Raw genomic sequence first — 13723 nt, 5'->3', positions numbered from 1 at the left:
TAGTTACGTGCTTACATGGCTGAATCATCGCTTTTTCGGATATCTTTTCGTTGAAATGACCGGTTTTTCTCCGGAACGTTTTTTTAATATGTGCAGCGCACATGAAATTGAGGTTTGGGATGTAGTTCATTCCGGCCATACTTACCGGTTCTTTATCACGGTACCGGGATTTCGTAAAATCAAACCTCTCGTCCGTAAATCGAAGGTCAGACTTAGAATTTTGAAAAAGTTTGGACTTCCTTTTTTTTTATACCGGAACAGAAGAAGAAAGTTTTATGCGGCGGGCTTTCTAGGTTTTTTGGCGATACTTTATGTTTTGTCCCTGTTTATCTGGGATATTGAATTTGATGGGAATCAGATGTATACATATGATACTCTTTTAAAGTTCTGTGAGTCAGAGGAGATTCGTTATGGCATGAGAAAATCAAAGATTGACTGTGATGTGCTGGAGGAATCATTAAGAACCCGTTTTCCGGAAATTACCTGGGTATCTGCAAGAGTATCGGGAACCAGACTTTTGGTTAAGATAAAAGAAAATGAAGTGCTTTCCGACATTCCGGTCAGGGATGAAACTCCCTGCGATCTCATTGCCCAAAAGGATGGCACAATCACCTCCATAATTGTCCGGAGCGGAGTTCCCATGGTAAAGGTCGGGGACCAGGTGGCTGCAGGAGATGTGCTGGTCAGCGGCACACTTCCCATCATTGGGGACAGCGAAGAAATTGTGAATACTCATTATGTTCACTCTGACGGGGATATAACCGCCAGAACTGAGTATCATTATAACAGGAAGATTCCGTTATTTAAGACCATAGAGGTGGAGACCGGAAAAGTAAGAAGAGGACGGTATGTAAAAGCCTTTCAGTTTTCTTTTCTGTTAATGAGACCAAGACCGGAAGGGACATCGTGGAAACGAACGATGGAAGAAACCCAGCTTCATCTGTTTAAAAACTTTTATCTGCCCATTTATGTGGGAAAAATAACAGGGAAAGAGTATGTGTCCTATGAACGCCCTTATACGGAAGAAGAGAAGAAAGAACTGGCTGATCAGATGAATCAGAGCTTCCAAAAAAAATTATTGGAAAAGGGGGTACAAATTCTGGAAAATCATGTTAAAATACTAGATAATGAATCTTTGTGCCAGATTACCATGGATTTTGTGACGGAGGAGCCCTTAGGCAGACAGGAAGCGCTGAAGATGCAGACAACAGAGGAACCGGAGGAGACGAATAATTCAAATGAGCGTAATTGAAACTATCATAGATATTCCTATTGAACACGAGAAGAATGTATGCGGGCAATTTGACAGCTACTTAAAAAAGATTGAACGGACCCTGCATGTTACCATGATTGCAAGGGATGGAGCTCTTAAAATCATCGGTCCGGAACAGATGGTACAGAGAGCAAAAAGTGTATTCAGCAATCTGATTGAGCTTTCCAAACGGGGGAATGTAATCGCAGAACAGAATGTGGATTATGCTCTTTCTCTTTCTTTTACGGAAAGCGACAGTCAGATCCTTGAGATAGACAAAGATATTATCTGCAGAACCATTAACGGAAAGCCGGTGAAGCCAAAGACTCTGGGACAGAAGCAATATGTGGATCAGATCAGAAAAAAGATGGTGGTATTCGGAATTGGTCCTGCCGGAACCGGTAAGACCTATCTTGCCATGGCTATGGCAATTCAGGCTTTTAAAAACGGTGAAGTAAACAGGATTATTCTTACGAGACCTGCAATTGAAGCAGGGGAGAAGCTGGGCTTTCTGCCGGGTGATCTTCAAAGTAAGATTGATCCGTATTTAAGACCGCTCTACGATGCTCTGTATCAGATTATGGGAGCTGAAAGCTACCTTCACAATGCGGAAAAAGGTCTCATTGAGGTAGCACCTCTGGCCTATATGCGAGGAAGGACTCTGGATAATGCATTTATCATTCTTGATGAAGCCCAGAATACAACGCCTGCCCAGATGAAGATGTTCTTAACCCGGATCGGTTTTGGTTCCAAGGTGATCGTTACGGGCGACCAGACTCAGAAGGATCTACCGGCAGGAGCCGTATCGGGTCTTGACATGGCCATGAGGATCTTAAAGAAAATTGATGATATCAGCTTTTGCCAGCTGACCAGCAGTGACGTTGTCCGCCATCCGCTGGTTCAAAAAATTGTACAGGCTTATGATGAGTTTGAGTCCAGGAAAAAGCCGGCTGACCGAAAAGTGAAGACAGTTACAGGAAGAAAGGCGCATTATGACGATTAATATAGAATACGAAGCGGAGAAAAAGCTGAAAATTCCCTATGAAGAGATTATAACCAGTGTGGCAGAGGAAGCGCTGGATTATGAAAACTGCCCTTATGAGGCAGAGATTAATGTTCTTATTACAGATAATGAGGATATCCGCCAGATCAATCAGGAATACAGGAATATCGACAGTCCCACTGATGTACTTTCCTTTCCGATGATTGAATATGAGACACCTTCTGATTTCGATCATCTGGAAGAGGCGGAGTATGACTCCTTTAACCCGGAGACAGGAGAACTTCTCCTGGGGGATATTGTTGTTTCTGTTGACAAGGTGGAGGAACAGGCGGAAAAATACGGGCATTCCATAGAACGGGAACTGGCTTTTTTAGTCGCTCACAGCATGCTGCATTTATGCGGCTATGATCATATGGAAGACGAAGAACGCCTTGTTATGGAGCGAAAGCAGGAAGAAATTTTAAGCCGGAGGGGATACGTGAGATGAAAAAAAGGGTATGGTTTGGTTTTGCTATAGGAATGCTGTCTGCAGCCTTGCTCTCTGGCTGCGGTAAAAAGTACGAGGAAGTATCTGTTACAAACGTGCAGTCAGAATCACAGAAGGGACAATCGACAGAAGAGATCCGCATAAACAGCAGTACAGAGCAATCCGCCGGTGAGGACAGTGAATCCGGTGAATACTATACCAGTGAAGAACGTATCGAGAAAGATGGAAAAATACGCAGTTATTTAACCGGAGAGATGGTGGATGCAGCCATTGGTAACCGGAGGCCGGTAGCAGTGATGATGAGCAATGATAAGGAGGCGCAGCCTCAATATGGAATCAATCGGGCAGGAGTTGTTTATGAAGCTCCGGTAGAAGGCGGAATGAACCGGTACATGGCAATTATTGAAGATTATGATAATCTTTCAAGAATCGGCTCTGTCAGAAGCTGCCGTACGTATTATACATACTTTGCCCGTGAATTTGATGCTGTTTATGCCCATTATGGACAAAGCACCTTTGCCAAGCCTTATCTGTCCAATTTAGATCACATCAATGGTCTGGAGGCCATTGGTTCAGTTGCCTATTTCCGATCCTCCGACCGGAAATCTCCCCACAATGCCTATACCAGCGGGGAGCGTTTAAACAAGTCCATAGAAAAGCTGGGCTTTAAAAGAGAATATAATCCGGAATACAAGGGACATTATCTTTTTGCAAAAACCGGACATGAGGTTACTTTACAGGATGCGGACAGCGTAAAGGACGCTTATAAGGTTTACCCTGGCTACGTTTATAACAAGCCATGGTTTGAGTACCATGAGGACGACGGACTTTATTACAGATACCAGTACGGAAAGGCTCACCAGGGGGATGAAGGCCAGATCAGGGTGAAGAATATTATTCTGCAGTATTGTCCCTCCGCTCATTATGCCACTACTGAATATTTAAATATCAATGTTCACAATGATTCTTTCGGAATGTATGTGACCGGGGGCCGGGCAATTCCGGTGAAATGGTCCAAGGATGGAGAATTTGGGCCCACACATTATTACGATATGGAGAATAACGAGATCATCCTGAACCAGGGAAAAACCTGGGTTTGTATCATTTCAGCACAGGACTCTCCTAAAGTAGAAATATATGGAAAACAGTAGGACAAGCAAAAAAACAAATAAAAGGGGTTCTTCTAACTTCCTTCTTCAGGGAATCATCCTTGCGGCTGCAGGTATTATTGTCCGTGTGATCGGAATGTTTTACCGGATTCCCCTTGCGGATATTTTAGGAGATGAAGGAAACGGATATTACAGTTCCGCTTTTTCGATATACTCCATTTTATTAATTGTTTCTTCCTACAGCCTTCCCACGGCAGTATCCAAGATGGTTGCTGTAAGGATGGCGAGGAAAGAATATGTTAATTCCATGAAGGTACTGAAAGTATCTTTGTTTTATGGAACGGTTGTGGGAGGTTTGGGTGCTGCAGTTCTGTGGTTCGGAGCGGATGTGTTTGCAAATCAGTTTTTAAAAATGCCTTATACCAGTTATGCTTTGAAAACACTGGCTCCCACTGTCTGGATCATCGCTTATCTTGGGGTTTTCAGGGGATATTTCCAGGGACTTGGAACCATGCTTCCCACAGCGGTATCCCAGATTTTTGAACAGATTGTCAATGCAGTCATCAGTATCTATGCAGCAGCAATGCTCTTTAAAGAAGGACTGCGTTCCAATGCGCTTTATGGTTCAACCCAGTATTCCTATGCGTTTGGAGCAGCAGGCGGAACCATTGGAACCGGTGCAGGAGCACTTGCAGGCCTTTTGTTTCTTTTGTTTCTCATGTTCAGCTACCGTCCGATTATGAGAAGACAGTCCAGAAGAGACCGTTCCGGATATTTTGAAACATATCAAAATCTTTCCGGGGTTTTAATCCTGACCGTTCTTCCTATTGTGTTCAGCAGCGTTGCATACAACATCAGCATCGTGATTGATAACAGCATTTACGGCATCGGCATGTCTTCCATGGGTATGGGGGCTCCGGAGATAGCTGCCAACTGGGGAATCTATTCTGGTAAATACCGGCTTCTTTTTAATATTCCGGTTGCGATTGCCAATTCTCTGGCATCTGCCTTAATCCCGTCTTTGTCCCAGGCAGTGGCAGAAAGAAGCAGGAGCCAGATCATAAGAAAGATTTCCATGGTGATTCGTTTTTCCATGATCATCGCAATTCCCTCCACTGTGGGGCTCACTGTGCTTGCAGGACCTATCTGCAATCTTCTGTTTAGCAGAAGCAATAACATTGAACTGATTAAGATGATGATATATGGTTCCTCTGCAGTTGTGTTTTTCTCCCTGTCAACCGTTACCAATGCGGTGCTTCAGGGAATTAATCACATGAAGACGCCGTTAAAGAACGCAGTTATTTCCCTGGTGCTTCATGTGGGAATCCTCTGGCTCATGCTGTTTCCGTTTAAGATGGGGATATATGGAGTCTTATATTCCAATATTTTGTTTGCACTGACCATGTGTCTGCTCAATGGACTCTCCATACGGAAATATTTAAATTATCATCAGGAGATTAGAAAAACATTCTTTCTTCCTACTCTTGCGGCAGGAATTATGGGTGCTGTTTCCTATGGGGTGTATTTTCTGGTCCATGCAGTTTTAAAACATAATATAGTGGGAGTATTGGCAGCTGTGGCAGCGGCAGTGATAGTATACGGCGTGTTACTGTTAAAATTCCAGTGTGTCGATGAAACCGAGTTAAATGGCTTCCCTGGAGGCAGAAAATTGGCAGGTATTGCAAGAAAATACCATCTTTTATGATTAAAATGTAAGAAGAAAGCAGATACTATACTTACTGAAGGAGGTATCAACTCATGAAGAAGTATATGTTCTGCTTTCTATTATTTGTTGCGGCATCTGCGATCTGTCTGGGAATTGGCTTTGCCATTACAAAGGACAGTGTCAGACCGGAGGAGGCCCTCCCCGGGGCAACCATAGAAACCGAAACTGTGACAGAAGCGCAGATTGTCATAAATCAGGAAGAGGCAAAGCCAGCCAATGCTGAGAGCAAGGATAAATATTATCTGGTTTCAGAGGATGGGTATCTGCTCGTCCTCTATCAGGATAAAACAACCATCTGCCTCTATACCCATATGCCGGTTACTGATTTTCCGGAAGAAGAGAGGGGGAAGCTTATGGATGGAATCTGGTTTCCTTCGATGGTTGAAGTATTCAATTATCTGGAATCCTATACAAGCTAAACAGAAACAGGATTGAAATTTTGCGATAAAGCGGATACAATAAGTCTGACTGAATGTAAGGAGGACAGGATGAAAAAACAGATCATAATTATTGGGGCTGGAGCTTCTGGTCTGGCAGCGGGTATTTCTGCAGCCAGAGAGGGAGCTTCTGTTACAATTATGGAACATACAGCCAGACCGGGAAAGAAGCTTCTTTCGACCGGTAACGGAAAGTGCAATATTACGAATCTACAGCTTCCGGCAGAGGCATACAGGGGTAATCAGCCGGATTTTGCTTATCCGGTACTGAATGCATTTACGGTAAGCCAGACGATGGATTTTTTCAAAGATCTGGGGATCGTTCTGACAGAGCGCAATGGATATGTCTATCCCAATACCGGACAGGCAGCCACTGTTCTGGAGGCCATGCTTTTTGAACTGGAACATCTGGGCGTCAGGATTGTGACGGATTGCCGTGTGGAAGAGATTAAAAAAGATCTGACTGTGGTTACAGATAAAGGAAAACAAAAAGGAGACCGGATTATTCTCGCGGCTGGTTCCATGGCAGCACCCAAGACGGGCTCTGATGGCAGCGGTTATGATCTTGCCCGTAAGCTGGGTCACCGTATTATAACACCACTGCCCGCTCTGGTCCAGCTTCGCTGCAAGGAAAAATGGTACAGGCAGGCAGCAGGAGTACGCACGGATGCGCTTGTGACGCTTAAGACAGATGGAAAGACGGCGGCTTCAGACAGAGGGGAGCTTCAGATCACTGATTACGGAATCTCGGGTATACCTGTTTTTCAGATCAGCAGATATGCTGCAAGAGCCTTAAACGAAGGACAGCAGGTAACAGTACAGCTGGATTTACTTCCTGAGCTTCCGTTTTCAGATTTAGAAACCCTTCTTTTGGAACGGCAAAGAAGGTTTGGATACAGACCGGCGGAAGAATTTTTACATGGTGTGTTAAATTCCAAACTGGCTAAGGTGCTTTTAAAAGAGGCCGGTATTATACGGGCATCATGGGTGAAAGAGATTACAACCAGAGAGGTTAAGAATCTTGTCCGCTGCTTAAAGGATTTGAAAACAGTAATTGTTTCCACCAACGCGTTTGATCAGGCTCAGGTTTGCAGCGGCGGTGTGGATACAAAAGAGGTAGATCCTGTTACAATGGAATCGAAACTTATAAAAGGACTCTATTTTTCAGGAGAAATTCTTGATGTAGATGGAATATGCGGGGGTTATAACCTGCAGTGGGCATGGTCCAGCGGAATTACGGCAGGAATCCATGCAGGGAGAGGATAAATAAAATATGATACGAATCAATCAATTAAAACTTGCAGTGGATCACACGAAAGAAGATCTGCTGGCGAAAGCGGCTAAATTATTACGAATACCCGTAAAAGAGATACAGTCTTATGAAATAATCAAACAATCAGTTGATGCCCGTAAAAAGGAGGAGATTCATTTTATCTACTCCATTGACATTGAGACAAAAAATGAAGAAGCAGTCATACATAGAGCTAAAAATGTCAATGTTATACCGGCAGTGAAAAAGGAATACCAGTTTCCTGAGAGCGGAACGGAAACAATGATAAACCGTCCGGTCATTGCAGGTGCAGGGCCTGCGGGGCTGTTTTGCGGAGTCATGCTGGCCAGAAGCGGTTACCGCCCCCTTCTTTTAGAGCGGGGCGAAGACGTAGACAACAGGCGGCTTGCAGTGGATGGATTCTGGAACGGCGGACCATTAAATCCGGGCAGCAACGTGCAGTTTGGTGAGGGCGGGGCAGGAACCTTCTCAGACGGAAAATTAAATACACTGGTTAAGGACCCTCTGATGCGAAACCGCAAGGTTTTGGAACTGTTTGTGGAATTCGGCGCAGACCCTTCTATTTTGTATATCAACAAGCCTCATATCGGTACTGATGTACTGAGCGGAATCGTAAAGAATATGAGAAAGGAGATCATCCGTCTTGGAGGAGAGGTCCGTTTTAACAGCCTTGTTACGGATATTTTGATGAAAGACGGTAAGATCTTCTGCATCACGGTAAATGATAGGGAAGAAATCCCTGCTGATGCTTTAATTCTGGCTATCGGACACAGTGCCAGGGATACGTTTCATGTACTTGAACGCAGAGGGGTTCCCATGGAGGCCAAAGCGTTTGCCGTTGGACTCAGAATCCAGCACCCGCAGGAGGCAATCAACCGTTCCCAGTACGGGGAGGCTGCTCACGAGATACTTGGAGCAGCAGATTATAAGCTTACCCATCAGTGCAAAAGCGGAAGAGGGATTTATACATTTTGCATGTGCCCCGGCGGATATGTTGTGAATGCTTCCTCAGAAGAAGGGCGGCTGGCAGTCAATGGTATGAGCTATCATAAGCGGGATGGAATCAATGCAAACAGTGCGCTCATTGTCACTGTGACTCCTGAGGATTTTGGCGGCGGCTCACCCCTTGCGGGAATTGCTTATCAGAGAAAACTGGAAGAAGCGGCTTATCTGCAGGGGAAGGGCAACATACCAATCCAGCTTTACGGGGATTTTAAGAGAAACTGCAGTTCAAATACCTTTGGAGATGTGAAACCGGCATTAAAGGGAGGATATGAATTTACGAATATGAGAGAAATGCTTCCTGATTATATATCGGAATCCATTATCGAAGGCGTTGAGGCATTTGAAGGAAAGATACGCGGCTTTCGCAGACAGGATGCCATACTGGCAGGCGTGGAAAGCAGGACTTCATCACCGGTAAGGATTTCCAGAGATGATGCGTTTGAGAGCAGGATCAGGGGGATTTATCCCTGTGGAGAAGGCGCTGGCTATGCAGGCGGGATCACGTCTGCTGCGATGGATGGACTAAAAGTGGCAGAAGCCATTGCCAGAAGATATAAAAGCTTTTCTTTCTAAATTGACGTATTTTTAAAAATGATGTAAGATATGAGATAAAAAGTAATTTAGAAAGCGGATGAAGAAGATGAATATTGAGGAACGAGTGAAACTGAAGGATAAAAAACGAATTGTAATTAAAATCGGATCATCCTCCTTAACCCATACTCATACCGGGGACTTGAATCTGATGAAGATTGAAAAGCTCATCCGGGTAATCAGTGATTTAAAAGGACAGGGTAAGGAAGTGGTTTTAGTTTCTTCCGGTGCGATTGCAGCAGGACGGCAGGCACTTGGCCGCCATACAAGACCTGTAACCATCTCTGAGAAGCAGGCTTTTGCAGCAGTCGGGCAGGCCAGGCTCATGATGGTATATCAGAAGCTGTTTGCCGAATACAACCAGATAGCGGCACAGGTGCTTCTTACAAAGAATACCATGGTCAGTGAAAACAGCCGTTTTAACGCACAGAATACCTTTGATGAACTTTTGAAGCTGGGAACCATTCCTGTTGTCAATGAGAATGATACTGTTTCTACCTCAGAGATTCCCCTCGTGGATAATTTCGGCGACAATGACAGACTCTCAGCGGTTGTTGCTGCATTAATCGGTGCGGATCTTCTCATCCTTTTATCTGATATTGACGGACTGTATTCCGATGATCCCAGGCAGAACTCAGATGCAAGTTTCATCAGTCTGGTGAGAGAAATCACACCGGAACTGATGAATATGGGCAAATCCACATCAGGCAGTGACGTGGGTACAGGAGGTATGTCAGCCAAACTGGCTGCAGCCAGGATCGCAACAGACAGTGGCTGTGATATGGTGATCGCCAACGGTGACCATGTGGAAATCATCAGCCAGATTTTAGCGGGACAGGAGAAAGGAACTTTATTTCTTGCACACCCCAATCATGACTTTGATTTGATGACCTATATTAATTACGAGTATTAAGGAGACTAAGATGAATCAGGATAAAATCGACCGGATTAACACGCTTTATCATAAATCCAAAGCTACCGGACTTTCAGAAGAAGAGAAGGCGGAACAGGCGGCTTTAAGAAAAGAGTACATTGAAGCCATACGGAGCAGCTTAAGAGGAAATCTAAACAGTATCTCCATTCAGGAAACAGATGGTACTGTTACGGATCTGGGTAAAAAGTATGGAAAAGTCGGAGAAGAATGAGATTCGCAAATGGGTGAAGGAACAGCGGGACAGTCTTAGTGTGTCATTAGAGGCACAATGGGATGAAGCAATCTGTGCCAGGCTTCTGGAACTTGAGGAAATAAACAGAGCGTTCTGCATTTACTGTTATGCTTCCATGCGCCATGAAGCAGGAACCTGGAAATTCATGGATCTGTTGTTAAAACAGGGCAAATGCGTGGCTGTTCCCAAAGTGTCGGGAAAGAACCTGGATTTTTATGTTATCACAGGAAAATCCGATCTGGAGGAAGGAACAATGGGGATCATGGAACCTAAGGAATCCTGTTTAAAAATCAATGACACTTCGTCTCCCGTGATAGTACCTGGAATTGCCTTTGATAAAAGCAGAAACAGGCTTGGGTACGGAGGCGGATATTATGACCGGTTCTTTGAAAAGGAACCGGATCATCGCAGAATCGCCATTGCCTATGAGTTTCAGATATTTGACACAATCCCCGCAGATCCTCATGACAAGACGGTAGATATGATTATTATTCCTTAAAAGAAAGGAGACTTTAATGACGATAACTGAGATTGGTAAAAAGGCAAAAGAAGCAACAGGAATGATTGGAATCCTTGGTTCTGCAAAAAAGGATGAAGGGCTGAAATTGGCAGCGGCTGCCTTGCTGGAAGGTGAGGCGGAGATTCTCTCTGCCAATCAGGATGATGTGATTAAGGCAACGGCAGCAGGAATGAGCCAGGGACTGGTAGACCGGCTGGAACTGACACCGAAGCGAATCGAAGATATGGCACAGGGACTTTTGGCAGTAGCAGCTTTAGAAGACCCTGTGGGAGAAGTCCTTTCCATGAAGATGCGTCCAAACGGGCTTACCATCGGTCAGAAAAGGGTTCCTCTCGGGGTTGTTGGAATTATATATGAGGCAAGGCCTAATGTGACAGCTGATGCCTTCGGACTTTGTTTTAAATCCGGTAATGCAGTAATTTTAAAAGGCGGAAGCGATGCGCTGGAGTCCAATAAAGCCATTGTCAAATGGTTAAGAACAGGGCTGTCCCGTGCAGGACTGCCGGAAGATGCTCTTCAGCTCATCACGGATACAGACAGAGAAAAGACAAAGGAGTTCATGCGTCTTCGTGAATACGTGGATGTACTGATTCCAAGAGGAGGGGCAGGGCTTATAAAAAGCGTTGTTGATAACAGCAACATACCTGTGATTGAAACCGGCACAGGCAACTGCCATATCTTTGTAGATGAATCAGCAGACTTTGACATGGCACTGGATATCATCTTTAATGCAAAAACCCAGAGAATCGGGGTTTGCAATGCGTGTGAATCACTTTTGGTACACAGAGCGGTGGCAGCCCGCTTTCTTCCGCTGTTAAACCAGCGCCTTTTAACAAAATCAGTGGAGATACGGGCGGATGAGGAGGCGTGTAAGATTGTAAAGGACTTTGTACCGGCTAAGGAAGAAGACTGGGGTATGGAGTACTTGGATTATATTGTATCTTTAAAGCTTGTTGATTCTGTGGCGGATGCCATAGCTCATATTAACCGTTATAATACCAAACATTCGGAAGCAATCATTACATCCGATTATAACAATGCCCAGAAATTTTTAAATGAAATTGATGCAGCAGCTGTTTATGTGAATGCATCGACCCGGTTTACCGATGGATACGAATTCGGTTTTGGAGCTGAGATCGGAATCAGTACACAGAAGCTTCACGCCAGAGGTCCTATGGGATTAAAGGAACTTACTACCACTAAATATATTATTTATGGTAATGGACAAATACGGCCATAATATAATTTGTCATCATTGTTTGACAATTCTTTTATTGTATGATAAACTACCGGCAGAAGAAACGGAAGGGGTGAAAGGATGAAGAAATAATTCTTGTAAAGTAACTGCATAATAAAATCAGGATATTTTATATCTTTTTTTATTGTGCCTGTTTTTGCAAGAATATTACTTCATTCTCAAGCCTTTTTTTGTGTCCGGAAATAGACACCACCGGCAAAAGGAACGGCTGTGAGAATTAAATTCTTGCAGCCATTTTTTGTGCAGGTATTTATTTACTGCAATATTTGGAGGGATGTCTATGTCATTGATTCAGGTTAAAGATCTTTCATTTACTTACGAAGGAAGCAGTGATCCGGTATTTGAACACGCTACGTTTCAGCTGGATACAGACTGGAAACTTGGTTTTACAGGAAGAAACGGGCGGGGGAAGACTACTTTCTTAAATCTTCTTATGAACCGGATGCAATATACAGGAAGTATTATATCAAGCGTCAGATTTGATTACTTTCCCTATGAAGTGGAGGACCAGGAAGCGCAGACACTTGATATTGTCAATTCCGTTCTTGGCGACTGCCCGTACTGGGAGTTGAAAAGAGAACTGACAAAGCTGCAGGTTTCAGAAGAGGCGCTTTACCGGCCTTATAATACGCTGTCAAACGGAGAGCGGACAAAGGTTTTGCTGGCTGCCTTATTTTTACGTGAAGGCAATTTTCTTCTCATTGATGAACCGACCAATCATCTGGACAGGGAAGGAAGGGAACTGGTCAGCCAGTATTTAAACAGCAAAAAAGGCTTTATACTGGTGTCTCATGACCGAAAATTTTTAGATGAATCGGTAGATCACATTTTATCTATTAACCGGGCTGATATTGAGGTCCAAAAAGGAAATTTCTCTGTGTGGTACGAAAACCGGCAGAGAAAGGATCAATATGAGCAATCGGAAAATGAGCGTTTAAAAAAGGATATCCGCCATCTTGAAGCAGCAGCCAGGCAGTCGGGAGAATGGGCGGATAAAGTGGAGTCCACCAAGATAGGAAAAAAGTCCGCGATCTACGAAACGTCCATTGATACCAGGGCTTATGTGGGAGAAAAATCAAGGCGCATGCAGATGCGCAGAAAAAACTTAGAGCGAAGGCAGAACCAGGCAATTGAAGAGAAGAGAGGGCTGCTGAAAAATGTTGAGGAAGCAGAAGATTTAAAGCTGTATCCGTTAAAACACCATTCCGGCAGACTGCTTGTTTTAAAGGATGTTGTACCGTACTATGAGGGACCGGTGTGTGCTCCGGTCAGTTTTAACCTTGAACAGGGACAGCGGATATCACTCCAGGGCAGGAACGGCAGCGGAAAAACAACCATTCTGAAATTGATTTTAGGTGATAAAGATCCGGAAAGGCTGATTGATTACCATGGAACCATTGAGGCGGCAAGCGGACTGAAGATTTCCTACGTTTCCCAGGATACCTCCTTTTTAAAGGGGAGTCTGACAGAATACGGAAAGCAGTGCGGTGTGGAGGATTCTCTGTTTAAAGCATTGTTAAGGAAACTGGATTTTTCAAGAGAGCAATTTCAAAAACCCATGGAGGCGTACAGCGAGGGGCAGAAGAAAAAAGTTCTCATTGCGCGCAGCCTGTGTGAGCAGGCCCACCTTTATATATGGGATGAACCTTTAAACTTTATTGATGTATATTCCAGAATCCAGATTGAAAACCTGATCCTGAAATTTCAGCCGTCCATGCTTCTGGTGGAGCATGATGAGTTCTTTACACAGAATGTGAATGCAGAGCCCCTGACGGTCCTGCCTCCATACTAAAACGGCTTCTGGCAGAAGCTGCGAAAAAACGGGAGAACCGTCTGGCAAAGTTGACATTTTATGGCGTTTCATGTAAAATGCTTTTG

13 protein-coding genes are annotated in these 13723 nt (G+C 44.2%); all 13 read left to right on the top strand.

Annotation, left to right across the window (positions count from 1 at the left end):
- The first annotated feature begins 7 nt into the window (after nucleotides 1–7).
- The 13 genes from yqfD to abc-f all read left to right on the top strand — a co-directional run bounded on the left by yqfD (nucleotide 8) and on the right by abc-f (nucleotide 13637).
- The gene (gene yqfD, locus DS742_RS02795) at nucleotides 8–1252 is read left to right on the top strand and encodes a sporulation protein YqfD (protein WP_117415512.1); all 1245 of its coding nucleotides are present in this window, start codon (nucleotides 8–10) and stop codon (nucleotides 1250–1252) included.
- The gene (locus tag DS742_RS02790) at nucleotides 1239–2255 is read left to right on the top strand and encodes a PhoH family protein (RefSeq protein WP_117415511.1); all 1017 of its coding nucleotides are present in this window, start codon (nucleotides 1239–1241) and stop codon (nucleotides 2253–2255) included. The genes yqfD and DS742_RS02790 overlap by 14 nt, the downstream gene beginning before the upstream one ends.
- Nucleotides 2245–2742 (top strand): rRNA maturation RNase YbeY, encoded by a 498-nt coding sequence (gene ybeY / locus DS742_RS02785; RefSeq protein WP_117415510.1) that lies wholly within the window; start codon nucleotides 2245–2247, stop codon nucleotides 2740–2742. Before DS742_RS02790 ends, ybeY begins: the two co-directional genes overlap by 11 nt.
- A complete protein-coding gene (locus tag DS742_RS02780; protein WP_117415509.1) occupies nucleotides 2739–3893 on the top strand; it encodes a DUF3048 domain-containing protein in 1155 nt (384 codons plus the stop codon). Before ybeY ends, DS742_RS02780 begins: the two co-directional genes overlap by 4 nt.
- On the top strand, nucleotides 3880–5556 hold the full coding sequence (locus DS742_RS02775; RefSeq protein WP_117415508.1) for a putative polysaccharide biosynthesis protein: 1677 nt from the start codon (nucleotides 3880–3882) through the stop codon (nucleotides 5554–5556). Before DS742_RS02780 ends, DS742_RS02775 begins: the two co-directional genes overlap by 14 nt.
- A 53-nt stretch (nucleotides 5557–5609) precedes the next feature.
- Nucleotides 5610–5996, top strand: a complete 387-nt coding sequence (locus DS742_RS02770) for a hypothetical protein (RefSeq protein WP_117415507.1) — start codon at nucleotides 5610–5612, stop codon at nucleotides 5994–5996.
- Nucleotides 5997–6065: 69 nt separating this feature from the next.
- On the top strand, nucleotides 6066–7280 hold the full coding sequence (locus tag DS742_RS02765; RefSeq protein ID WP_117415506.1) for a BaiN/RdsA family NAD(P)/FAD-dependent oxidoreductase: 1215 nt from the start codon (nucleotides 6066–6068) through the stop codon (nucleotides 7278–7280).
- 7 nt (nucleotides 7281–7287) lie between these two features.
- Nucleotides 7288–8883, top strand: a complete 1596-nt coding sequence (locus tag DS742_RS02760) for an NAD(P)/FAD-dependent oxidoreductase (protein WP_117415505.1) — start codon at nucleotides 7288–7290, stop codon at nucleotides 8881–8883.
- A gap of 67 nt (nucleotides 8884–8950) precedes the next feature.
- Nucleotides 8951–9814, top strand: coding sequence for a glutamate 5-kinase (proB, locus tag DS742_RS02755; protein ID WP_117415504.1), 864 nt, complete (start codon nucleotides 8951–8953; stop codon nucleotides 9812–9814).
- A gap of 10 nt (nucleotides 9815–9824) precedes the next feature.
- Nucleotides 9825–10046 (top strand): DUF896 domain-containing protein, encoded by a 222-nt coding sequence (locus DS742_RS02750; protein WP_117415503.1) that lies wholly within the window; start codon nucleotides 9825–9827, stop codon nucleotides 10044–10046.
- Nucleotides 10024–10566 carry a 5-formyltetrahydrofolate cyclo-ligase gene (locus DS742_RS02745; RefSeq protein ID WP_117415502.1) on the top strand — a complete coding sequence of 181 codons (543 nt, stop codon included), beginning with the start codon at nucleotides 10024–10026 and terminating at the stop codon, nucleotides 10564–10566. Before DS742_RS02750 ends, DS742_RS02745 begins: the two co-directional genes overlap by 23 nt.
- Before the next feature lie 16 nt (nucleotides 10567–10582).
- Nucleotides 10583–11827: a glutamate-5-semialdehyde dehydrogenase gene (locus DS742_RS02740; protein WP_117415501.1), complete on the top strand. Its 1245-nt coding sequence runs from the start codon at nucleotides 10583–10585 to the stop codon at nucleotides 11825–11827.
- Nucleotides 11828–12125: 298 nt separating this feature from the next.
- Nucleotides 12126–13637 (top strand): ribosomal protection-like ABC-F family protein, encoded by a 1512-nt coding sequence (gene abc-f, locus DS742_RS02735; protein ID WP_117415500.1) that lies wholly within the window; start codon nucleotides 12126–12128, stop codon nucleotides 13635–13637.
- Nucleotides 13638–13723 lie beyond the last annotated feature (86 nt).

Source organism: Lacrimispora amygdalina (assembly GCF_003432035.1).
Classification (GTDB): Bacteria; Bacillota; Clostridia; order Lachnospirales; family Lachnospiraceae; genus Lacrimispora; species Lacrimispora amygdalina.
The sequence above is the reverse complement of the archived record's forward strand: the minus strand, read 5'-3'. Positions and strand labels throughout refer to the sequence as shown.